Raw genomic sequence first — 21,405 nt, forward strand, 5'->3', positions numbered from 1 at the left:
GCTTGTCACGGACGGCTTGATTGAGATGGGGCGTCCCCGGATCGGTCGGCTTGACCCTGCTCGACGAGTTGCTTGAGCCTCGCCAAGGACATGCGCCACCCCGTCTCGTTGTCGTCCGGAGGAATGCCTGGAGGGACGTTCTCGTGCCAGGCGCCGAGCACGCTCGAACCTTCGGCCTCCGTCAGGGCAAAGGTGATCCTCATCTCGCCCTGCATCGACGCATCCGCCGTCTCGAACTCCAGAGCCTGAACGACGCGCTCGTTCGGAACCAGATCCACGAAATACCCGTGATAGGTGTCGGTTCGGGCCGAAGACTTCCCCACTCCGAAGTCGCCTTCATAGGTGAGCGAGATCCGGAACCGGCCGCCGACCTCCGGTTCGAAATGGTGGATATGGATGCTCATTCCATCAGGGAACATCCACCCCGAGACGGCCTCCGGATCGATCAGCGCCCGGTAGACCACCGAGGCGGGGACATCGAAGTGCTGGGTCAGCTTCAGAGTGCTCATGGTCATAGGCTAGTGCGAGTCCTGGTCGACCCGCAATCATCCGAATTCTGGGGGTGCCATCGATTCGCGCTCCAAGCCTAAAGCATCGGACGTGAAGCCGAACCCACATCCGATGCTTCAGGTTCTTGGTTTGAAGCATCTTTCCCCGCAAAACCGGTTCCCACTTTTGCGTGCGATACTCTAGAGCTTCAACAGTTTCACGATCTCGCCCGCTCCGGCCGTAGGCGACAGGGAGCCGTCCGCGATGGCGTTCTCGATCTCCGGCACGCGCTGGCGCAGGGCCGGATCGTGATGCAGGCGTTCGTAGAGGCGCTCGTGAACGAGGGCCCACATCCATTTCGTGTCCTGCGCCCGGCGCTTGGCCGCGAGCTCTCCCGACGCTTCCAGGCGCTTGCGATGGTCCAGGACCTTCCCCCAGATCTCGTCGAGCCCCTGGCCGGTGAGTCCCGAGACCGTGAGCACGGGTGGCGTCCAGGAAGGGGAGGCGGGCGACAGGATGTGAAGGGCGGCCTTGTACTCGGCGGCGGCCGCCTTTGCCTTCGCGCCCGCATCGTCCGCCTTGTTGACGGCGATCAGGTCGGCGAGTTCGAGGATGCCCTTCTTGATGCCCTGCAATTCGTCGCCTGCGCCGGGCAGCATGAGGACGAGGAAGAAGTCCGTCAGATCCGCGACGGCCGTTTCCGACTGCCCGACGCCGACTGTCTCGACCAGGATCACGTCGAAGCCGGCGGCCTCGCAGAGCAGCATGGTCTCGCGTGTCTTGGCCGCGACCCCGCCGAGGGTCCCCGAGGAGGGGGAGGGGCGAATGAAGGCATTGGGATCGGCGGCGAGGCGCGCCATCCGGGTCTTGTCGCCGAGGATCGCGCCGCCCGTGCGGGTGGAGGAGGGATCGACCGCGAGCACGGCGACCTTGTGGCCCTTGCCGGTGAGCATGGAGCCCAATGTGTCGATGGTCGTGGACTTGCCGACGCCTGGAACCCCGGTGATGCCGATGCGCACCGCGTGACCTGTGCGGGGCATCAGCTCCTGAAGGAGCGCGCGCGCCGCCTCGCGATGGTCAGGGCGGCGCGATTCCATGAGCGTGATGGCGCGCGCCAAGGAGGCCCGGTCGCCCCCTGCGACCCTCTCCGCCGTCACTGCCGTTTTCGGTGATCCCCCGGTCATCGTCGAGGTTTAGCGCATCTCGCCCGTGCTTTCACCAAGTGATCGGATCCATGCCGATTCGTCCCCAGGCGGGTATCTTGATCGCGGGGCGGCGGATATCGACGCCGGCGACGAGGCCCATGAAGTCGACCTCGACCCCTTCGACCCAACCGAGGGCGATGCCCGCATAGCCGCCGAGGGAGACCTGGATGCCGGTCCGGCTCGGGGTCAGGCCGACGATGTCCCGCCAAGGCTGCCAATCCTTCCCCAGTGCCGTGGGCGGCAGCGCGGCGTCGAGTTCGGGGACCGAACGCACCACATGGGCCACGAAGGTGTTCGAGTTCGGGCCCGGCCAGGCGTTGTAGGCGCCGAAGGTCTGGTAGGGATAGCTCGCCACCGCCTGCCGCACCTGCGGGATCAGCCGTTGCGCCGCCTCGCCCTCGATCACGACCACCGGATGCGGCGCATTGCCGAACCAGCGCCCGTCCGGCGCCCATCCGTTCGTGCGGACCGGGCTGCCCCAGCCGACCTTGTCGTAACGGGTATAGGTGCCGGCACCGGCCTCCTTCACGACGATCCAGGTGTGGTGGGCGAAGATGCCGCGCCAGCGGCCGACCCGGGCCGCGTAGACCGCCACGATGGCCTGCGGCGCCTCGGAGGCGGCGGGCAGGAGCTTCGCGCTCGACCAGTCGGCGGCGCGCCAGCTCGGCGCGACATCGTCGCGCAGCGCCCACCAGAGCGCATGAGTCCCGAGGGGCATGAGATACAGGCCGACGATGAGAAGGAGAATGCGGGAGACGAAGGCAAGCATCGAGCGAACCTATGCGGCTCCTCCGGGCGCATCAAGATGACGTTGCGACACCCCCGTTCACCATCGGGTTACCATATTTCCTCTCGGATGTGACTTGGCAGACGCTCCGCCTTGTGCGCGCCATGATCGGGGACAAAACAGCACTGCCCTCATTGTCTCTTGAAATCCGGCCTCATGCTTTTTCCCGTCTCCCGCCTCGCCCTCGTATGCCTTGCAAGCCTCGCCCTGTCCGGCTGCCTCGGAGAGGACACGGCGCTCACCAGCCCGATCTCGTCCCAGGTCGGGCTCGCGCGGGATCCGAAGCTCCTGGTCGCGACCACGCGGCTCCCGGTGGGCGACCCACCGAAGAAGCCCTGGTTCAGCAGCGAGCGGTCGCCGGATCTGGTCTTCGCGGAGGCGCGCCTGACGCCGCCGTCCGGCTCGCTCATCGGTCAGAGCGGCTGGAGCATCGCCAAGGTCGAGAACCTGGATCACGGCAATGCGGCCCAGACCTTCGCCCAGGCGGCATTCGGGCACAATCTGCTGCTCTATATCCACGGCTATCGCGAGAGCTTCGAGACGGCCGCGACCTCGACCATCGATCTCTCCGAGGGGATCAAGTTCGCCGGGGTGACGGGCCTGTTCACCTGGCCCTCGGCCGCGTCCACCTTCAGCTACGTGGCCGACCGCGAAAGCGCCATGTGGTCCCGCGATGCCCTGGAGGACCTGCTCACCGCCATCGCCAAGACCCCGAGCGGCGGACGCATCCACATCGTCGCCCACAGCATGGGCACGCTGCTTACCCTGGAGACCCTGCGGATGCTGCGGGCCTCCGGCGGCGAGAGCGCCATGGATCGCATCGGCGCCGTGGTGCTGGCGGCGCCCGACATCGACATCGACCTGTTCGCCCGGGGGCTGGAACGTCTCGGCCCCGACGCCAAGAAGATCACCGTCATCAGCTCCACCAACGACCGGGCGCTCGCCGTCTCGAGTCGTCTCGCCGGCGGCATCGTCCGGGCCGGAGCGGCGGATCGCGACCGGCTGGAAGCGCTCGGCGTGCGTGTCGCGGACGCTTCGGAGTTCGGAAGCGGCATCATCAACCACGACATCTTCCTGACGAACAAGGAAGTGCAGCAGGTGATCAAGCGGGCCATCGAGCGGGCAGGGTGATCCGCACGAGCGGACATCGTCCCCGACGGGCGAGAGCCCGGCGGCGCTCATGAATTAGGGGTTGCACGCCCGCCGACAAAGGCAAATGATCGTCCTCACGGCATAAGTTCGACAGTGAGGCTTCCTATGGCTGGACTGGGTGAACGGGCTTCCTATCAGCAGCGCGCGATGGTCACGCTGCTGGTCGCAACGTTAATCTTGGGCGTTCTGGGCCTGCCCGTCGCCGTCTGGCTCGACCTGCAGATCCTGTCGGAGCGCGTCCTGCGGATGCAGGCAAGCGAAGCCAGCCGCATCATCGACGACATGCGAAGCTTTTACGGCAGCGACGTGGTCGGGCGTGTTCTCGAGGCGTCCGAGCCGGTGATGGTCACTCACAATTATCGCGACATATCCGGGGCCATTCCGATCCCCGCGACTCTCTCGATCGAACTCGGAAAGCGCATCAGCGCGCAGGATGGCTCGGTGAAATACCGCTTCGTCTCCGACATGCCCTTCAAGGGCCGGGAACCCCACCCGCTGGATGATTTCGAGAAGGACGCCCTTTCCCGCCTGCGCGCCAATCCTGAACAGCCCGTGGTGGAAGTCTCCGGTTCACTCTTCGCCAAGAATGTCCGAACCGCCGCGCCGATCGTGATGGGTCCGGTCTGCGTGAGCTGCCACAATGCGCATCCCGACAGCCCCAAGACCGATTGGAAGGTCGGCGACGTCCGCGGCATCCAGGAAATCTCGGTGCGTCAGCCGATTTTCGCGAATATTTTCTCGTTCAAGTATTCGCTGATTTATCTCGCGGCGGCCTCATTGGCCGGGCTCGCCTGCATCTTCCTGCAGCGCCGACAGGAGAGGCTGATCCGCGGCATGAATCAGGAGCTGACCGAGGCGAACGATTTTCTTGCCGGGATCTCGACGAAGCTCGCAAAATACCTGTCACCTCAGATCTACCGGAGCATCTTCAGTGGCCAGAAGGATGTCGCCATCGCCACCGAGCGCAAGAAGCTCACGATCTTCTTTTCGGACATCAAGGACTTCACCACCATCGCGGAGCGGCTGCAGCCGGAGGATCTGACACAGCTCCTGAACGAGTACTTTACCGAGATGTCCTCCATCGCCCTCCGGCACGGGGCGACCATCGACAAGTTCGTCGGCGATGCGATCCTGATTTTCTTCGGCGATCCCGAAACGAAGGGCGTCAAGGAGGATGCGCGAGCCTGCCTGCGCATGGCCGTCGATATGCAGCAATACATGGAGCAGCTGAACGCCCGCTGGCGCAAGCAGGGAATCGATCTGCCGATGCGCGTGCGCATGGGCATCAACACGGGCTTCTGCAATGTGGGCAATTTCGGCAGCGAGGACCGGATGGCTTACACGATCATCGGAGCCGAAGCGAATATCGCGGCCCGCCTGCAGACCGTCGCGGAGCCCGGCGGCATCTGCCTGAGCTATGAAACCTACGCCCTCGTGCGCGACCTGGTGCGGGCGCGACCCCTCGAATCCATCGCCATGAAGGGCATCAAGCGCGAGGTGGTGCCCTATGCGGTCGAAGGTTTCCTGGGCGAACTCGCGCAAAGGCCTCAGGTCATCGTCGAGCACGTGACGGGGCTCGACCTGTTCCTCGATCTCGACGCGCTCAAGCACGGCGAGATCGACCAGGCCAGGAAGCGGCTTTCCGAAGCCTTGGCGGCCTTGGAGATGTCCCGTCCGGCAGCGAAGGCGAGTTGAGGAGGTTTACTCCGCCGCCTGCTTCGGCCCGTAACCGAGCCTGCGGTTGAGATCGTCGATCAGGTTCACGGCCGCGTCGGCGATCACGGTTCCCGGCGGGAAGATCGCCGAGGCGCCGGCTGCGTAGAGCGCGTCGAAATCCTGCGGCGGGATCACGCCGCCGACCACGATCATGATGTCGTCGCGGCCGAACTTGGCGAGTTCGGCCTTCAGCTCCGGCACCAGGGTCAGGTGGCCGGCCGCCAGCGACGACACGCCGATGATGTGTACGTCGTTCTCGATGGCCTGGCGGGCCGCTTCCGCCGGCGTCGCGAAGAGGGGGCCGATATCCACGTCGAAGCCGAGATCGGCGAAGGCCGAGGCGATCACCTTCTGGCCGCGGTCGTGCCCGTCCTGTCCCATCTTGGCGACGAGGATGCGCGGACGGCGGCCGTCGTCGTGCTCGAACTGCTCGACCAGGGTGCGGACCTTCTCCACGGCTGGCGACGCCATGCCGACCTCCCGTTTGTACACGCCCGAGATCGCCTTGATCTCGGCCCGGTGACGGCCCCAGACCTTCTCCAGCGCATCGGAAATCTCGCCGACCGTCGCCTTGGCGCGGGCGGCTTTCACCGCGAGATCGAGCAGGTTGCCTTCGCCGGCCGCCGCCTGCGACAGGGCGGAGAGCGCCGCATCCACGTCGGCCTGCTTGCGCTCCGCCTTCAGGCGCTCGAGCTTCTCGATCTGGCTTGCGCGCACGGCGGCGTTGTCCACCTTCAGGATGTCGATGGCGGCTTCGTCCGTGGTGCGGAAGGCGTTCACGCCGATGATCTTCTGGTGGCCGGAATCGATGCGCGCCTGCGTGCGGGCCGCCGCTTCCTCGATCTTCAGCTTCGGGATGCCGGCCTCGATGGCCTTCGCCATGCCGCCCAGGCTTTCCACCTCCTGAATGTGCTCCCAGGCCTTCTGCGCCAGCTCGTAGGTGAGGCGCTCGACGTAGTAGGAGCCGCCCCACGGGTCGATGATGCGCGTGGTGCCGCTCTCCTGCTGCAGGAATAGCTGCGTGTTGCGCGCGATGCGTGCCGAGAAGTCGGTCGGCAGCGCCAGCGCCTCGTCGAGCGCGTTGGTGTGCAGCGACTGCGTGTGCCCTTGCGTGGCCGCCATGGCTTCGATGCAGGTGCGGGTGACGTTGTTGAACACGTCCTGCGCGGTGAGCGACCAGCCGGATGTCTGCGAGTGCGTGCGCAGGGCCAAGGACTTCTCGCTCTGCGGGTTGAAGCCCTTCACGAGCTTCGCCCAGAGGAGGCGCGCCGCGCGCATCTTGGCGACTTCCATGAAGAAGTTCATGCCCACCGCCCAGAAGAAGGACAGGCGCGGGGCGAACTGGTCGATGGTCAGACCCGCCGCGATGCCGGCGCGGATGTACTCGACGCCGTCGGCAAGCGTATAGGCGAGCTCCAGGTCCTGCGTCGCACCGGCCTCCTGCATGTGGTAGCCGGAGATCGAGATCGAGTTGAACCTCGGCATGTGCTGCGAGGTATAGCCGAAGATGTCCGAGATGATGCGCATCGACCCTTTCGGCGGGTAGATGTAGGTGTTGCGCACCATGAACTCTTTCAGGATGTCGTTCTGGATCGTGCCGGAGAGCTTCTCCGGCGGCACGCCCTGTTCCTCGGCCGCCACGATGTAGAGAGCGAGGATCGGCAGCACCGCGCCGTTCATGGTCATCGACACGCTCATCTGGTCGAGCGGGATGCCCGCGAAGAGCGTGCGCATGTCGTAGATGGAATCGATGGCGACACCCGCCATGCCCACGTCGCCCGAGACGCGCGGATGGTCGGAATCGTAGCCGCGATGGGTGGCGAGATCGAAGGCGACCGACAGGCCCTTTTGGCCAGCCGCGAGGTTGCGGCGGTAGAAGGCGTTCGAGTCCTCGGCCGTGGAGAAGCCCGCATATTGGCGCACGGTCCAGGGCTGGTTCACGTACATGGTCGGGTAGGGGCCGCGCAGGAACGGCGCGATGCCCGGCCAGGTGTCGAGGAAATCGAGACTGGCGCGATCCTCGGGGCCGTAGGCTCCCCTGACGGCAATGCCCTCCGGCGTCAGCCAGGGCTCGGCGCTCCCCTGAGAGGAGAATGCCAGGGGCGCATCGGCGAAGGCGAGGCTCGAAAAGTCCGGGATGCTGGTCATGGCCTTGACGGATGAAACAATGTGAACCGCCTCATTTTAGGGCATCCGGCCACGGGATGCTATCGGCGCATGGTCTGAGGAGGAGCTCCCTATGTCATCCCTGGCGCACGCAGTGCGGGGAGGGGATCCACGATCAAGTGTTGAGCCATGGATTCCCTTCCCCTCCGCTTCGCGTCCTTCCGGGAATGACACTGAGGGGGCTCGTCATCCCCGCTTCTCCGCGTTCCAATAGCCCGAGCAGACCCGTCCGCCTGAGGTCGACCACGTGCCGCGACCGGTGTTGCCGGACAGGCCCCCGGAAACATTCGCCCGGTCCTGGCCGCGGGAGATGCTGGCGGAGACGGCGCCGTTGCGGCCGACTTGGCCATTGATGTTGAAATTCTCCGGCCCGCCGTAACGGGCCCGGCCGTTCTCGACGATGACCGCGTAACGGTAGGCCCGGTCGCAGGAGCCCTTCTCCGTCACGACCTCCACACTCCACCGGCCATCGAAACGGTTAGTCTGGGCATGGGCCTGGGAAGACAGGCAGATGGCCGTCACGACTGCTGCACCGAGCCAGGAAATCACGCGCATGGAACGCTCCGGAATAGCGGCAAACAGGCTGAACCAACGTGAGGTCCCGAGGCCGGTTCCGGTGCGGCGCCTCAGCTTTCCGTGAGCGTCGAGGGCTTACGCGCAGGCCTCGTCGAGAGCCCGGCTCAGGATCGTCAGCGTGTCGCACCCGGCATAGATGAACATGCCGATCCCGGCGCGGATCAGCGGCTCCTCCCGTTCGCCCGGCCGTCCCGCGAGGGCGATGAGAGGGCATCCTGCGGCGCCGAGAGCCCGGGCAGCCTGCTCGGCATGCTGTTCATAGATCTCGTCGGTCGAGCAGATGCAGGCCAGTCTGGCTTTGCTGTCCAGATAGGCCTGGCGGAGCGCGTCATTGTCCGAAAATCCATCGTTCGTGACCGCTTCGATACCGGCGGCCTCGAAGAAGTTCTTCGCGAAGGTGGCGCGCCCCGTGAACGCCGCGATCGGCCCGAGATTGGCGAGGAAGATCCGGGGCCGCTCCCCGGTCGTCGCGAGATGCGCATCAGCCCGGTCGCGCAGGCGCTCGAAGGGCTCGGCGGCCCGGGTCGAGGGCAGGGGCGCAATGGCGACGGGCGCCGCACCCGAGGCCGTGCCGACCAGTTGAGGAAGGGTCGCTCCCTGTCCGGCCATCCGCACAAGGGCCGAGAAGGAGGTCTCCGCAGGCGCGATTTGGTCTCCTCCTGCTTTCTCCTCAGCCCTGGGAGAGGAGGATGCGTCCGATGCCGGTATCAGCACGGCCACATCCGCCTCATGGATGTTCGGGAATTCGCTCGTCCCGGTGATCGGCTCCCGTCGGGTGGCGACGGCCTTCTCCCGCTGCGCGCGCACGGCAGCAATGCGGGACTGAATCCCATCGGCCTTGAGGCTTTCCAGGATGCCGCCCTCGCGCTCGATCTCCTGGAACAGCTCCCAGGCCTTGTCGCAGAGGGCGTCGGTGAGCGCCTCGAACCCGCCCGCGCCCGCGGCCGGATCGGCGACACGGGAGAGGTTCGATTCGTCGAGCAGGATGAGCTGCGTGTTGCGGGCGACTCGGCGGGCGAAGGCATCGGGCAGGCCCAGCGCTGCCGTGAAGGGCAGCACCGTGACCGCATCCGCGCCGCCGATCCCGGCCGAGAAGGCCGCCACCGTGATGCGCAGCATGTTCACCCAAGGGTCGCGCCTTGTGGTCATGCGCCAAGCCGTTTCCGCATGGAGGCGGATCGGTCGCGGGTCCAGGCCGCAGGCCTGCTCCACCCGCGCCCAGAGGCGTCTCAGGGCCCGCAGCTTCGCCACGGTGAGGAACTCCTCCGCATCGGCCACGAGGAGGAAGGACAGCGCCCGCCGGGCGGCGTCGGGTGAATGCCCCTGCGTCTCCAGGGCGCGCAGGTACCCGACTGCCGTCGCCAGCACGGCGGCGAGTTCCTGTGCCTCGCTGGCCCCGGCTTCGTGATAAACGCGTCCGTCGGCCAGGAAGACACGGCCGGCAAAACCTTGTTCCGTCAGGTGACCGAGCGTGTCCCCCATCCGTCCGGCCATGGTGTCCCAGGAGGCGGACATCTTCCCTTGAGCGGCCATGGCCCCGACGGGATCGAGGCCGAGATCGATTGAGAGATCGGAGAGCTTGTGCCCGCGCCGCTTGGCCAGGGCGAGGACCAGGGCCGCCATCTGGCGGCCGTGCCCGCCCGCATCGACGCGCAGGTGAATGAGGTCCAGCATGACGCCGGACAGCGCCCGGTCGAGATCGTCGAGGGAGCCGATCTGCACGCCGAAGCCGCGCGCGGCCGGAGCCTTGTGGGCCACCAGCGTCAGGGCATCTGCGCCGCCTTCGAGGTCGAGGAGGGCGAGTTCGTTGGCCCTCTCGGGTTCGGGATGATCCATGCGCTGAGACACGCGCCAGCGTCCCGCCTGCTCGCGCGCGACGGGGGCGGATCCTTCCGCCTTGGGATAGAGCGGCTGGATGTCGATGCCGTCATGGCTGCGGGCGACGAGCTTCTTCCGGAAATCCGCGCCCTTCAGCACGCCCTCGACCCGCTTCAGCCATTGCTCGCGGGTGGCCTGCGGAAAATCGGCCGCGAGAGAGAGATCGTCCATGGGTGTCCTCGTCCGAAGGAGGGCTCATCGGTTGCGCCGGACAATACCGGGATGGGGCGAGGGTGGGAATGCCCCAAAGGGCGGGATTGCCCGGGGATGGCCTTTGCCAACGCTCCGCCCTCATCCTGGGGCAGTGGCGCGCCGACCGCTTCGACGGATCGGCCTGTCAGGGCCGGGGCTGACATCCTCGACGTCATGGCCGGCGATCCGATGGATGGAGGCGCCGAGCCTCCTCGCATCGGGATGCGCCGGCACCGATCCCCGGATCAAGTCCGGGGAGGGCGTGACGGAAAGCGGTTCAGACGAACTGCGACAGGCCGGGGATCGAGCCCATGATGGTGCCCATTGCGTCCTCGCCGGCCTTTTCGCGGCCATAGGCGAAGAGTTCCTTGCCGAGCGGCTGCATCTGGCCCATGGAGACGCCGATGCCCATGAGCTGGCCGCCCAGCGCCATCACGCCGCCGCCCATGGATCCCACCATGCCCATGAGGCCGCCGCTGCCGCCGGTCTTCGACTGCTCGATGGCGTCCTGGGCTCCCGGAAGGGCTTCGATCAACTTGTTGACCTCGTCCTGCGGACCCTCCTTCTGGAGATAGCCCAGAATGAGGCCGATGGCCTTGTGGGCGGTCGCCTGATCGAGGCCGGTCTTCTGCGTGATGCGGGCGATGAGCTCTTCCATCTGATTCTCCTGAAGCTTGGATAAAGCGGATAGTTCATAGGTAAACTATTAAATCAAGAAACCCGACAGTGGAAACTCGCCACGGGACATCTAAGATCCTTCCAGCGAGTTGGGAGAGACGTGATGCTCGAAGACGGAAAGATCTTCATCGGTAAAAGCACCAAGCCGGAATACCTCGATCTGAGGCTTGCCAACCGTCATGGCCTGGTGACCGGTGCCACGGGCACGGGCAAGACCGTCTCGCTGCAGGTGCTGGCGGAGGGATTCTCCAATGCCGGCGTCCCTGTCTTCGCCGCCGACATCAAGGGCGATCTCTCCGGCATGGCCGCTCCGGGCAACGGCAAGGACCCTCTGGTCAAGCGCGCCAAGGAAATCGGGATCGAGTACGTGCCGGACAAGTTCCCGGTGGTGTTCTGGGACCTGTTCGGCGAGCAGGGCCACCGGGTGCGGGCCACGATCTCCGAGATGGGGCCTCTGCTCCTCTCGCGCCTCCTCGATCTCAACGATACCCAGGAGGGCGTGCTCAACATCGCGTTCCGGATCGCCGACGAGCAGGGATTGCTGCTGCTCGACCTGAAGGATCTGCGCGCCCTGCTGCAGCTCATCTCCGACAATGCGGGCGAGCTCACCACCACCTACGGCAATGTGTCGAAGGCCACCATCGGGACGATCCTGCGCCAGCTCCTCGTGCTGGAGAATCAGCAGGGCGACGAGTTTCTCGGCGAGCCGGCCCTCGACATCAAGGACCTGATGCGCACGGATCGCGACGGGCGCGGCGTCGTCAACATCCTGGCGGCCGACAAGCTCATGAGCAATCCGCGCCTCTACGCCACGTTCCTTCTCTGGTTGATGTCGGAGTTGTTCGAGGAGCTGCCGGAGGTGGGCGATCTCGACCAGCCCAAGCTCGTCTTCTTCTTCGACGAGGCGCATCTTCTCTTCAGCGATGCCCCGAAGGTGCTCGTCGAGACGGTGGAACGGGTCGTGCGGCTGATCCGCTCGAAAGGGGTCGGCGTCTATTTCATCACCCAGAACCCGGTCGACGTGCCGGAGAGCGTGTTGGCGCAGCTCGGCAACCGGGTGCAGCATGCCCTGCGCGCCTATACGCCGCGCGAGCAGAAGGCGGTGCGCGTGGCGGCGCAGACCTTCCGCCAGAACCCTGCCTTCGACACGGAGAAGGCCATCACCGAACTCGGCGTCGGCGAGGCTCTGGTGTCGACCCTCGAAGGAAAGGGCGTTCCGTCCATGGTGGAGCGCACACTGATCGCGCCGCCGATGGCGCAGGTCGGGCCGATCGATCTGACGGAACGCCAGCAGATCGTCGCCTCGAGCCCCCTGAAGGGAAAATACGATCAGCCGATCGATCCGGAATCCGCCTACGAGATGCTCGCCAAGCGGGCCGAGAAGGCCGCTGCCGATGCCAAGGCGGCGGAAGGAGGAGGGGGTATTCTGGACATGCTCGGCGGCCTTTTCGGTACCAGCGGTCCGCAGCGCAAGGGTTCGATGACCGTCACGCAGCGTGTGACCCGCGAGGTCACGCGCACGGTCGTCAACCAGACGGTGGGAAGCCTCGCAGCCGAGATCGGCAAGTCCATCGGCGGCCGCCAGGGCAGCTCCATCGGTCGCGCCATCGTGCGCGGAACCCTGGGCGGGCTGTTGAAGCGGTAGCGCCGGCCGCGACCTCGCCCAGGATCGACGATGCAGAATATCCGCCTCGCACGGCTCGACGATCTTGCCGCCATCGCGGCGATCGTCCAGGCCGCCTATGCGCCGTACATCCCGCGCATCGGGCAAAGGCCCGGGCCGATGCTGGACGACTATGCCGCACTCGTCACGAAGGGTTGCGTCCATGTGCTCGTCGCCGAGAGCGAGGTGGCTGGAATCCTCGTTCTCATGCCTGACGACGGCGCCATGCTTCTCGACAATGTGGCCGTCCATCCGGACCGGCACGGACACGGCTACGGGCGTGCGCTGATCGCGTTTGCGGAAAGGTATGCGCGCGAGCGTGGGTTCAAAGCGATCCGGCTCTACACGAACGAGGCCATGAGCGAGAACATCCGCCTCTATGAGCGCCTGGGATTCGTGGAGACACATCGCGCCGAAGACAAGGGTTTCCGGCGCGTCTACATGACCAAGCTGCTGAGCTCCGCGCCCTGAGGCAAAACCTCATACTTGCGATGACCTGTGCGATGAGGGTACGTCTTGGGACGATCCTTTCACAAGGCAGATGTTCCCAATGTCCCAGCTCGACCAAGTTCTCTCCAAAATCGATTCCGATCTCGACGCCTCCCTGGAGCGGCTGTTCCAGTGGTTGAAGGTTCCCTCCATCTCCACCGACCCGGCCTACAAGGATCACTGCCGCACCGCCGGGCAATGGCTGGTGGACGAGCTGAAGGGCATCGGCGTCGAGGCGTCCTTGCGCGAAACCGGCGGGCATCCGGTGGTGCTCGGACATGCCGGCGGCGACGCGAGGCTGCACGTGCTCTTCTACGGCCATTACGACGTTCAGCCGGTCGATCCGCTGGAGCTGTGGGAACGGCCGCCCTTCGAACCGCGCATCATCACGCTGCCGGATGGGCGCAAGGCGATCAGCGCCCGCGGATCCTCCGACGACAAGGGGCAGGTGCTGACCTTCGTCGAGGCCTGCCGTGCCTGGAAGGCCGTGACGGGTTCGCTGCCGATCAACATCACGTTCCTCGTCGAGGGCGCGGAAGAGGACGGCTCCAAGTTCCTGCCCGAATTCATCGAGGCCAACAAGGCCGAGCTGAAGGCCGACGTGGCCCTCGTCTGCGATACCGGCATGTGGGATCAGGACACCCCCGCCATCACGTCTTCCCTCCGCGGCATGGTCTACGAGGAAGTGATCGTGCGCTGCGCGGACCGCGACCTGCATTCCGGCTCCTTCGGCGGCGCCGCGCGCAATCCGATCCACGTGCTGTCGAAGATCATCGCGGCCATCCACGACGACAATGGCCGCATCACGATTCCGGATTTCTACGAGGGCGTGCCGGAAACGCCGACGCAGCTTCTGGAGCAGTGGAAGGGTCTCAATCTCACCGAGGAGGAGTTCCTCGGCCAGGTCGGCCTGAAGCATTCCGCCGGCGAGAAGGGCCGCATGCTCATCGAGCAGATCCAGTCGCGTCCCACCTGCGATGTGAACGGCATCATCGGCGGCTATACGGGCGAGGGCACCAAGACCGTGATCGCCGCCGAGGCGCGCTGCAAGATTTCCTTCCGGCTCGTGGGCGACCAGGATCCGGAGAAGATCTCGGCGAACTTCCAGGCCTTCGTGCGCGAGCGCATCCCGGCGGATTGCTCCGTGGAGTTCATCAAGCACAAGGGCTCCCGCGCCCTGGCGCTCCCGCACGATTTCCCTGCGATCACGGCGGCGAAATCGGCCCTGCACGACGAGTGGAAGAAGGATCCCATCGTCATCGGCATGGGCGGTTCGATCCCGGTCGGCGGCGACTTCAAGCGCACGCTCGGCCTCGACACCCTCTTCGTCGGCTTCGGCCTCGACGACGACCGCATCCATTCGCCGAACGAGAAGTACGACCTCAAGAGCTTCCACAAAGGCACCCGCTCCTGGGCGCGAATCCTGGCGGCCCTGGCGAAGTAATCGGCTTCGATCCTCGAAGATACACCACGTCATGCCCGGCCTCGTGCCGGGCATCCACGTTTAAAAGGATTGCAGACAAGACGTGGATGGTCGGGACAAGGCCGACCATGACGGTACTCTAACGGAGTTCGCTCAGCGATCCGATCACCGCGCTCGGGGCCAGGTCCGCATACTCGTCCGGCAATCCGAGCCGGTTCACCCAGACGGGCGTGAAGCCGAAGGCGGCGGCTCCCGCGATGTCCCAGCGGTTCGAGGAGACGAAGACGACTTCGTGGGCCTTGAGCGGCAGCGCCCGGAGAACAAGCTCGTAGGCGCGTGGGCTCGTCTTGAACACCTGCGCGGCATCGACCGACAGGACCACGTCGAGGTCATCGGCAAGGCCTGCGGATTCGACGGCGGCTTCCAACATGTCCGGATCGCCGTTCGACAGGATGCCCGTCCGCAGGCCCTGCCTGTGTAATGCGCGCAACGCCTCTCGCACCTCCGGATAGGCGTCCAGGCTGCGATAGGCCTCGAGCAGGCGCGGCCTGATCGAAGGATCGACATCCGGACAGCGGGCGAAGGCATGGTCGAGGGCTTTCTCGGTCAAGCCCCAGAATGTCTCGTAGCGCCCGGCGAGGGAAAGCACCCAGGAATATTCGAGCTGCTTCGCGCGCCAGATCTCCGAGAAGCGCGTCGCATCCGGACCGATCTCGGCCATATGGCGGGCGACGGCGGAATGAACGTCGAACAAGGTTCCGTAGGCATCGAAGATGACGGCTTCGGCACGGGCAGGGATGATCGTCGCGGACATGAGGCCAGGGTCTCACCGCCAACGAGCCATGGCAATACAGGCAATGATCAGCCATACTCATGGAAACGATCACAAGTCTTTATGGGCCAATGGCCGAAGGGACGATTGACGGTTGGGGCCGCAAGGGATTCGATACGGCAGTCATTCTGACCCAAAGGATTGAGAAAGTGGCTTGGTATTCGCAGACCTGGAACTGGTTCGACGGCGCATGGCATGAGGGCAATCCGCCCCTGATCGGGCCGCGCTCCCACGTATCCTGGCTCGGCTCCTCCGTGTTCGACGGCGCACGCGTGTTCGAAGGCGTCGCGCCGGATCTCGACCGGCATTGCGAGCGCGTCAACCGCTCGGCACCCACGATCGGGCTGAAGCCCACCATGGACGCCCAGGCCATCATGGATCTCGTCCGCGAGGGCGTGAAGAAGTTCGCGCCGGGGACCGCGCTCTACGTGAAGCCCATGTATTGGGGCGAGGCCGAGGGCCTGGCGACCATCGCGCCGGATCCGGAATCGACCCAGTTCTGCCTCTCGCTCTTCGAGGCACCGATGCCGGTGCCGGGCGGCCTGTCCGTCATGAAGTCGAGCTTCCGCCGGCCGACGCTCGAATCCATGCCGACCGATGCGAAGGCGGGCGCGCTCTATCCGAACAATGCCCGCGTGCTCCGCGAGGCGAAGGAGAAGGGCTTCGACAACGCGCTTGTCTGCGATGCTCTCGGCAACGTGGCCGAGACCGGCACGTCGAACGTGTTCATGGCCAAGGGCGGCGTGGTCCATACGCCATACCCGAACGGCACGTTCCTGAACGGCATCACCCGTCAGCGCGTGATCCAGCTCCTGCGCGACGACGGCACGACCGTGGTCGAGGGAACGCTGCGCTACGAGGATTTCGCCAATGCGGACGAGATCTTCATCTCCGGCAACTATTCCAAGGTGATGCCGGTTCTGCGCATCGACGGCCGCGACCTCCAGCCGGGTCCGTTCTACCGCCGGGCGCGCGAGCTCTACTGGGCCTTCGCCCATGACAAGGGCCTCCTCAAGGCGGCCTGACCCGAGGGAAACTGTCTTAACGTCATAGACCTGTCGCCGATCTGTTAACGGACGGACATGGGGCTCCTGCAAGAGCAACCTCGCTTGAACAAGCAAACGAGGTTTTCACCATGTCCGTCCGACTTCTCGCGGCGCTGCCGCTGACCGTGCTGCTCGGGACAAGCGCCCTCGCGCAGCAGCAATTCCCCGCCGTCCTCGCAGGACATGCCGTGCTGCCCGCTCTGAGCTTCGTCGATGCTCCCGCGGACGCGCCGGCCGACCTGAAGGTTTCCGGCAAGTTCACGACCGGCAAGCGCATCGACGCGCTCGGCACCGTCGAGGGCACCTCGGGCGACCGTCCGACCGGCGTGAAGCTGCCCTTCAAGGGACAGCCGCTCCAGGGCCATTCCGGCATCAAGTCCATGGGCGACGGGACCTTCTGGGTGATCACCGACAACGGGTTCGGATCCAAGGCCACGTCGCCGGATTCGATGCTCTACCTCAACCGCCATCGCATCGACTGGAACAAGGGTTCGGTCGAGCGCTTGGAGACGGTGTTCCTGCACGATCCGGACAAGAAGGTCCCGTTCCGCATCGCCAACGAGGCGACCGAGAAGCGCTATCTCACGGGCTCGGACTTCGACATCGAGAGCTTCCAGCCCATCGGCGACAAGCTCTGGATCGCCGAGGAGTTCGGTCCCTACCTGATCAAGGCCGACCGCTCGGGCAAGGTCGAAGCCGTGTTCGAGACGATCATCGACGGCAAGCCCGCGCGCTCGCCCGATCATTATGCCGTGACGACGCCGGCGGCTCCCAATGGAACCGTCAATTTCAACATCCGTCGCTCCAAGGGCTATGAGGGCATGGCCGCCTCCAAGGACGGCAAGTTCCTCTACGCGCTTCTCGAAGGCCCGGTCTGGGACGCCGAGAAGAAGCAGTGGGAGGCCGTCGACGGGCGCGAATACCTGCGCATCCTCGAATTCGATGTGGCGGGCGAGAAGTGGACCGGCCGTCACTGGAAATACGTTCTCGACCAGAACGGCCTCGCCATCGGCGATTTCAACATGATCGACGGCACTACGGGTCTCATCATCGAGCGCGACAACGGCGAGGGCACGGCGGACAAGGCCTGCCCGCAGGGCGAGAAGCGTCCCGACTGCTTCCAGGACGTCGCGAAGTTCAAGCGCATCGTGAAGATCGAGCTGTCGGACGCCAATGTGGGCAACCCGGTCCGCAAGATCGGCTATGTCGACCTGATGCAGATCGCCGATCCGAACAAGAAGGCCCGCAAGCCTCTCAACGACAATGTGCTGACTTTCCCGTTCTTCACGATCGAGAACGTGGACGTGGTCGACGAGCGCCACATCATCGTCGGCAACGACAACAATCTTCCCTTCTCCTCGAGCCGCGAGCCTACCAAGCAGGACGACAACGAATTCGTCCTGCTCGACGTAGCTGACCTGCTGAAGGCGAAGTGAGCCACGTCATCACTACACTCCACGTCATCACCGGCCTTGTGCCGGTGATCTCGATCGGAAGCGTGCGGCGCTTTTCCTCATTGAGCTGGCCGGCACGAGCCCGGCCATGACGGGGTGGCGTCATCTCCCAACAAACTTGTGATCGCCCAAAAGTCCGCTCTCCTGCGGAACGCCCTAAATGGCTCCAGCATCGCGCCCAACGCCGGAGCCCTCGATGCGATCCGTTCTGACAGGCCTTGTTGCAATCTCGTTCATGACCGCGCCGGCCTTGGCCGAAACCGTCGACCTGGAACTGGTCTTCGCCGCCGACGGGTCGGGCTCCATCGACGATGCGGAACTGCGTCTCCAGCGCCAGGGCTGGGCTGAGGCCCTCACGAGTGCCGATGTCCTCAACGGGATCAAGGATGGACCCATCGGGGCCGTTGCCGTGGCCTTCATGGAATGGGGCGGGCCGAGCTCCCAGGTGCTCATCGTCGACTGGCACGTGATCCGCGACGAGGCGAGCGCGAAGGCGTTCGCCGACAGGCTCATGAGCGCGCCGCGAGGCGCCTATGGCTACAACTCCATCTCCAATGCCATCGACTTCTCCGTCCGTCTCGTCGAGACCAACGTCCATGAGGGCACGCGCAAGGTCATCGACGTGTCGGGCGACGGCCCGAACATGAACGGCCGGTCACTGGAGCAGGCGAGGGCGGATGCGCTGGCCAAGGGCTTCACCATCAACGCGCTGGCGATCCGCCGCCCCGGCAGCGGCCGCCCGGGCGGGCCCGGCGGGATGGCGCTGGAGGATTATTACGGTCAGAGCGTCATTGGCGGCCCCGGTTCCTTCGTCGAGATCGCCGACGAGACGCGGCCCTTTGCCGTGGCCGCCCGCCGCAAGCTGCTGACGGAGATCGCCGGAACGGGCGGCACCTCCCGTCACGCGAGCCGGTGATGGCGGCATTCAGGGCTTGAAGACATTCCTGGGTGGAGTGCTAGACTCGTCGCCATGGCGAATCTCGAAGACTGGATCATCGAACAGGGCCTGCGGGGATCGGATGTCGGTTCACTGCTCTCGGGCTTCACCGAGCGCCTGGAGGCCGAGGGGGTGCCGTTGGCGCGAGCCTACGTCGCACTGCCGACCGTCAATCCGACCATCCGGGTCTACACCCATGTCTGGACCCGCTCGGCCGGACTGATGGTCGAGGGCGTTTCCCATGAACGCAATGACCTTGCCTTCGACCGGAGCCCCTTCAACTACATGATGCAGACCGAGCAGACGAGCTGCCACTGGCGGGTCGACGATCCGGAGGCTCGGCAATTCGACGCGTTCGAGGATGTTAGGCGCGAGGGTGGGACCGATTATCTGGCACGCCTCTTCAGCTTCGAGAACGCCGGCGCCCCGGGCCTGAGGGGCATCGGGATCTCCTTCTCCTCGGCCCGTCCCGAAGGTCTCCGGCCCGAGGAGGTCGCGCGGATCGACGCCCTTCTGCCGCTGCTGAGCCTTGCCGCCTATCGCATGACGGTCTTCGACCTCACGGTGGCGATGCTCGACACCTATGTGGGGCTCTCCGCCGGCCGGCGTGTCCTGAGCGGCGAGATCCGGCGCGGCTTCGGCACGACCATCACGGCGGCGCTCCTCTTCGCTGACCTGCGCGGCTTCACCACCCTGGCCGATACGGCCGGAATGGACCTGATCGCCCGGTTGGACAGGCACCTCGAAGCCATGGCCGATCCCGTGGCCGAGGAGGGCGGCGAGGTGCTCAAGTTCATGGGCGACGGCGTCCTGGCGGCCTTTCCGATCACCGAGGAACGCTCCCGCGAGCAGGCCTGCGCGGCGGCCATCCGGGCCGCGCAGGTGGCGCTGGAGCGCAATGCCGAGACCAACCGGCGCCATGCCGGCGAGACCCCGCTCAGCCTCGACATCGCGCTCCATTGCGGCGATGTGTTCTACGGCAATATCGGGGCGGCCGGGCGTCTGGATTTCACGGTGATCGGGCCCGCCGTCAATGAGGTCAGCCGCATGGAGGCCCTCTGCAACAGCCTCGACTGCTCCGTGATCCTGTCCGAAAGCGTCGCTTCGGTGAGCCCCGTCCCCGTGCGCTCTCTGGGCCGTCACCGCCTGCGGGGCATCGCGGCAGAGCGGGAACTCTTCACCTTCGCGTCCGTCAGCGTCTGGACAGCCTGACCCCTATCGCCTTGAGCCCGGCGAGCAGAACGACGCCATAGATCAGCGCACCGATCGCGCCGAGCAGGGCAAGAAGGGTCTCGTTCCGCCAGGCCGGGAGCTGGACGGTCCATCCGGCAATGGGCCCGGGAGCAAACCAGGCGAACGCGGTGAGGAGGAGGCTGGCCACGGCGATGGCAAGGCACGTCTTGCCGAGCGCAGCGCTCGGTGCCGTCCACCCGCGGCGATAGGCCAGGATGAAGAGCAGGCCCAGATTGACCCAGACGCCGATGGCCGTGCCGAGGGCCAGGCCGACCACGCCGTAGGTCTGCATGAGCATGATCTTGACGATGACGTTGACGCCGACCGCCGTCAGCGACGCGATCAGCGGCGTGGCCGTGTCGGATCGGGCGTAGAAGCTCGACACCGCGGACCGGATCAGCACCGCGGCGGGAAGTCCCAGGCCGTAAGCCGCCAGGACGGCGCCGGCCCGCTCGGTCGCTGCGGCATCGAACGCGCCGCGCTGGAACAGGGCCGACATGATGAGCTCCGGCATGACCATGAAGGCGACGAGAAACGGGGCCGCGAGCGCCAGTGTCAGGGCCGCGGTCCGGTTCTGCGCCGCATAGGCTCCCGCCTCGTCGCCGGCCGCGATGCGGCGGCTCATCTCGGGCAGGAGCACGGTGCCGGCCGCGATGCCGATCACGCCGAGGGGCAGCTGGTAGAGCCGGTCCGCATAATAGAGGGAGGAGACCGCACCGGTCGGCAGGAAGGACGCGATGATCGTGTCGGCGAAGATGGCGAGCTGGACGCCGGCGGACCCGATGACGGCAGGCCCGAGGGCCTTGAAGAAGGTCTTCATCGGAGCATCCATGCGGGGACGCTCAAGTCCGGGAGAGGACGCGATCTTCCGGGCATCCCACCAGACCATGATGAGCTGCAGCGCGCCGGAAACCGTCACGCCCCAGGCGGCCGCATAGCCGGCATTGGGGAACAGGAAGACGACCGCAAGGGCCACGATCATGGCGACGTTGAGCAGGATCGGAGCCGCCGCGGCCGCCCAGAACCGGTCATGGGCATTGAGGATGCCCGAATAGATCGTCACGATGGTGATGAAGAGCAGGTAGGGAAAGGTGATCCGCGTCAGGGCCACCGCGAGGTCGAACTTGGCCGGCTCGTCCGAAAACCCGGGTGCGAGGAGAGTCACGACCCAGGGCATGGCGAAGAAGGCCACGGCGAGGAGCGCGAGCTGCACGACCAGCATCAGGGTCGTGATGCGGCTTGCGAAGGAATGGGCGGATCGCTCGCCTTCCGTTTCGAGAACCTGCGCATAGGCCGGCAAGAACGCGTTGTTGAACGCGCCCTCGCCGAAGATGGCCCGGAAATGGTTGGGGATGCGGAAGGCCACGAAGAACGCATCGGCGATGGGGCCGACGCCCATCACGGCCGCAAGCACCACGTCGCGAATGAAGCCGGTCAGGCGCGAGACCAGCGTCCAGCCTCCGACGGAGAGAATCTTGCGGAACATCGC

The 21,405-nt window shown here is 65.6% G+C and carries 18 protein-coding genes; 9 read left to right on the forward strand and 9 right to left on the reverse strand.

Annotated features, from left to right (window positions below; all coding sequences use genetic code 11):
• Positions 1–5: 5 nt before the first annotated feature.
• The 3 genes from U0023_RS15755 to U0023_RS15765 all read right to left on the reverse strand — a co-directional run bounded on the left by U0023_RS15755 (position 6) and on the right by U0023_RS15765 (position 2,463).
• Positions 6–509 carry an SRPBCC domain-containing protein gene (locus U0023_RS15755; RefSeq protein ID WP_154661324.1) on the reverse strand — a complete coding sequence of 168 codons (504 nt, stop codon included), beginning with the start codon at positions 507–509 and terminating at the stop codon, positions 6–8.
• A gap of 180 nt (positions 510–689) precedes the next feature.
• Positions 690–1,673, reverse strand: a complete 984-nt coding sequence (gene meaB / locus U0023_RS15760) for a methylmalonyl Co-A mutase-associated GTPase MeaB (protein ID WP_009494002.1) — start codon at positions 1,671–1,673, stop codon at positions 690–692.
• A 31-nt stretch (positions 1,674–1,704) separates the two neighbouring features.
• Entirely contained in the window at positions 1,705–2,463 is a 759-nt protein-coding gene (locus tag U0023_RS15765; protein ID WP_009494001.1) for a DUF3750 domain-containing protein, read from the reverse strand.
• A gap of 174 nt (positions 2,464–2,637) precedes the next feature.
• Here U0023_RS15765 and U0023_RS15770 point away from each other — a divergent pair, with 174 nt between their 5' ends.
• Together U0023_RS15770 and U0023_RS15775 are read left to right on the forward strand one after the other, a co-directional pair.
• Positions 2,638–3,612, forward strand: coding sequence for an alpha/beta hydrolase (locus U0023_RS15770; RefSeq protein WP_009494000.1), 975 nt, complete (start codon positions 2,638–2,640; stop codon positions 3,610–3,612).
• Positions 3,613–3,738: 126 nt separating this feature from the next.
• Positions 3,739–5,328, forward strand: coding sequence for an adenylate/guanylate cyclase domain-containing protein (locus U0023_RS15775; RefSeq protein WP_009493999.1), 1,590 nt, complete (start codon positions 3,739–3,741; stop codon positions 5,326–5,328).
• A gap of 6 nt (positions 5,329–5,334) precedes the next feature.
• On the opposite strand, the gene scpA is transcribed toward U0023_RS15775, so the two are convergent.
• The 4 genes from scpA to U0023_RS15795 all read right to left on the reverse strand — a co-directional run bounded on the left by scpA (position 5,335) and on the right by U0023_RS15795 (position 10,819).
• Entirely contained in the window at positions 5,335–7,497 is a 2,163-nt protein-coding gene (gene scpA, locus U0023_RS15780; RefSeq protein WP_009493998.1) for a methylmalonyl-CoA mutase, read from the reverse strand.
• Positions 7,498–7,701: 204 nt separating this feature from the next.
• Entirely contained in the window at positions 7,702–8,070 is a 369-nt protein-coding gene (locus U0023_RS15785; RefSeq protein ID WP_009493997.1) for a hypothetical protein, read from the reverse strand.
• A gap of 96 nt (positions 8,071–8,166) precedes the next feature.
• Entirely contained in the window at positions 8,167–10,140 is a 1,974-nt protein-coding gene (locus U0023_RS15790; protein WP_009493996.1) for a methylmalonyl-CoA mutase family protein, read from the reverse strand.
• 298 nt (positions 10,141–10,438) lie between these two features.
• Entirely contained in the window at positions 10,439–10,819 is a 381-nt protein-coding gene (locus U0023_RS15795) for a DUF2267 domain-containing protein (RefSeq protein WP_009493995.1), read from the reverse strand.
• A gap of 123 nt (positions 10,820–10,942) precedes the next feature.
• On the opposite strand from U0023_RS15795, the gene U0023_RS15800 reads away from it, so the two are divergent.
• The 3 genes from U0023_RS15800 to U0023_RS15810 all read left to right on the forward strand — a co-directional run bounded on the left by U0023_RS15800 (position 10,943) and on the right by U0023_RS15810 (position 14,435).
• On the forward strand, positions 10,943–12,484 hold the full coding sequence (locus U0023_RS15800; RefSeq protein ID WP_009493994.1) for a helicase HerA-like domain-containing protein: 1,542 nt from the start codon (positions 10,943–10,945) through the stop codon (positions 12,482–12,484).
• Between the two features lie 30 nt (positions 12,485–12,514).
• Positions 12,515–12,973, forward strand: a complete 459-nt coding sequence (locus tag U0023_RS15805) for a GNAT family N-acetyltransferase (RefSeq protein WP_009493993.1) — start codon at positions 12,515–12,517, stop codon at positions 12,971–12,973.
• 79 nt (positions 12,974–13,052) lie between these two features.
• Positions 13,053–14,435, forward strand: a complete 1,383-nt coding sequence (locus U0023_RS15810) for a M20/M25/M40 family metallo-hydrolase (protein WP_009493992.1) — start codon at positions 13,053–13,055, stop codon at positions 14,433–14,435.
• A gap of 118 nt (positions 14,436–14,553) precedes the next feature.
• On the opposite strand, the gene U0023_RS15815 is transcribed toward U0023_RS15810, so the two are convergent.
• Entirely contained in the window at positions 14,554–15,228 is a 675-nt protein-coding gene (locus tag U0023_RS15815) for a haloacid dehalogenase type II (RefSeq protein ID WP_009493991.1), read from the reverse strand.
• A gap of 167 nt (positions 15,229–15,395) precedes the next feature.
• Between U0023_RS15815 and U0023_RS15820 the strand changes: the two genes are divergently transcribed.
• The 4 genes from U0023_RS15820 to U0023_RS15835 all read left to right on the forward strand — a co-directional run bounded on the left by U0023_RS15820 (position 15,396) and on the right by U0023_RS15835 (position 19,895).
• Complete coding sequence (locus tag U0023_RS15820) at positions 15,396–16,271, forward strand: branched-chain amino acid aminotransferase (RefSeq protein ID WP_040639597.1); 876 nt, start codon at positions 15,396–15,398, stop codon at positions 16,269–16,271.
• A gap of 110 nt (positions 16,272–16,381) precedes the next feature.
• A complete protein-coding gene (locus tag U0023_RS15825) occupies positions 16,382–17,728 on the forward strand; it encodes an esterase-like activity of phytase family protein (RefSeq protein WP_009493989.1) in 1,347 nt (448 codons plus the stop codon).
• Between the two features lie 214 nt (positions 17,729–17,942).
• The gene (locus U0023_RS15830) at positions 17,943–18,662 is read left to right on the forward strand and encodes a DUF1194 domain-containing protein (protein ID WP_009493988.1); all 720 of its coding nucleotides are present in this window, start codon (positions 17,943–17,945) and stop codon (positions 18,660–18,662) included.
• Between the two features lie 54 nt (positions 18,663–18,716).
• Entirely contained in the window at positions 18,717–19,895 is a 1,179-nt protein-coding gene (locus tag U0023_RS15835; RefSeq protein WP_009493987.1) for an adenylate/guanylate cyclase domain-containing protein, read from the forward strand.
• On the opposite strand, the gene murJ is transcribed toward U0023_RS15835, so the two are convergent.
• Positions 19,876–21,402: a murein biosynthesis integral membrane protein MurJ gene (gene murJ / locus U0023_RS15840; RefSeq protein ID WP_009493986.1), complete on the reverse strand. Its 1,527-nt coding sequence runs from the start codon at positions 21,400–21,402 to the stop codon at positions 19,876–19,878. The two genes, U0023_RS15835 and murJ, sit on opposite strands and share 20 nt — an antisense overlap.
• Positions 21,403–21,405: the final 3 nt, after the last annotated feature.

Origin of the sequence: Microvirga lotononidis (assembly GCF_034627025.1) — a bacterium.
Lineage (GTDB): Bacteria > Pseudomonadota > Alphaproteobacteria > Rhizobiales > Beijerinckiaceae > Microvirga > Microvirga lotononidis.

Coding starts and splice junctions, on each gene's coding strand:
- U0023_RS15770 (WP_009494000.1), top strand. CDS start 2,638: ATGCTTTTTCCCGTCTCCCGCCTCGCCCTCGTATGCCTTGCAAGCCTC.
- U0023_RS15765 (WP_009494001.1), bottom strand. CDS start 2,463: ATGCTTGCCTTCGTCTCCCGCATTCTCCTTCTCATCGTCGGCCTGTAT.
- U0023_RS15830 (WP_009493988.1), top strand. CDS start 17,943: ATGCGATCCGTTCTGACAGGCCTTGTTGCAATCTCGTTCATGACCGCG.
- U0023_RS15825 (WP_009493989.1), top strand. CDS start 16,382: ATGTCCGTCCGACTTCTCGCGGCGCTGCCGCTGACCGTGCTGCTCGGG.
- U0023_RS15835 (WP_009493987.1), top strand. CDS start 18,717: ATGGCGAATCTCGAAGACTGGATCATCGAACAGGGCCTGCGGGGATCG.
- U0023_RS15810 (WP_009493992.1), top strand. CDS start 13,053: ATGTCCCAGCTCGACCAAGTTCTCTCCAAAATCGATTCCGATCTCGAC.
- meaB (WP_009494002.1), bottom strand. CDS start 1,673: ATGACCGGGGGATCACCGAAAACGGCAGTGACGGCGGAGAGGGTCGCA.
- U0023_RS15800 (WP_009493994.1), top strand. CDS start 10,943: ATGCTCGAAGACGGAAAGATCTTCATCGGTAAAAGCACCAAGCCGGAA.
- U0023_RS15755 (WP_154661324.1), bottom strand. CDS start 509: ATGAGCACTCTGAAGCTGACCCAGCACTTCGATGTCCCCGCCTCGGTG.
- U0023_RS15775 (WP_009493999.1), top strand. CDS start 3,739: ATGGCTGGACTGGGTGAACGGGCTTCCTATCAGCAGCGCGCGATGGTC.
- U0023_RS15785 (WP_009493997.1), bottom strand. CDS start 8,070: ATGCGCGTGATTTCCTGGCTCGGTGCAGCAGTCGTGACGGCCATCTGC.
- U0023_RS15795 (WP_009493995.1), bottom strand. CDS start 10,819: ATGGAAGAGCTCATCGCCCGCATCACGCAGAAGACCGGCCTCGATCAG.
- scpA (WP_009493998.1), bottom strand. CDS start 7,497: ATGACCAGCATCCCGGACTTTTCGAGCCTCGCCTTCGCCGATGCGCCC.
- U0023_RS15805 (WP_009493993.1), top strand. CDS start 12,515: ATGCAGAATATCCGCCTCGCACGGCTCGACGATCTTGCCGCCATCGCG.
- U0023_RS15815 (WP_009493991.1), bottom strand. CDS start 15,228: ATGTCCGCGACGATCATCCCTGCCCGTGCCGAAGCCGTCATCTTCGAT.
- murJ (WP_009493986.1), bottom strand. CDS start 21,402: ATGTTCCGCAAGATTCTCTCCGTCGGAGGCTGGACGCTGGTCTCGCGC.
- U0023_RS15790 (WP_009493996.1), bottom strand. CDS start 10,140: ATGGACGATCTCTCTCTCGCGGCCGATTTTCCGCAGGCCACCCGCGAG.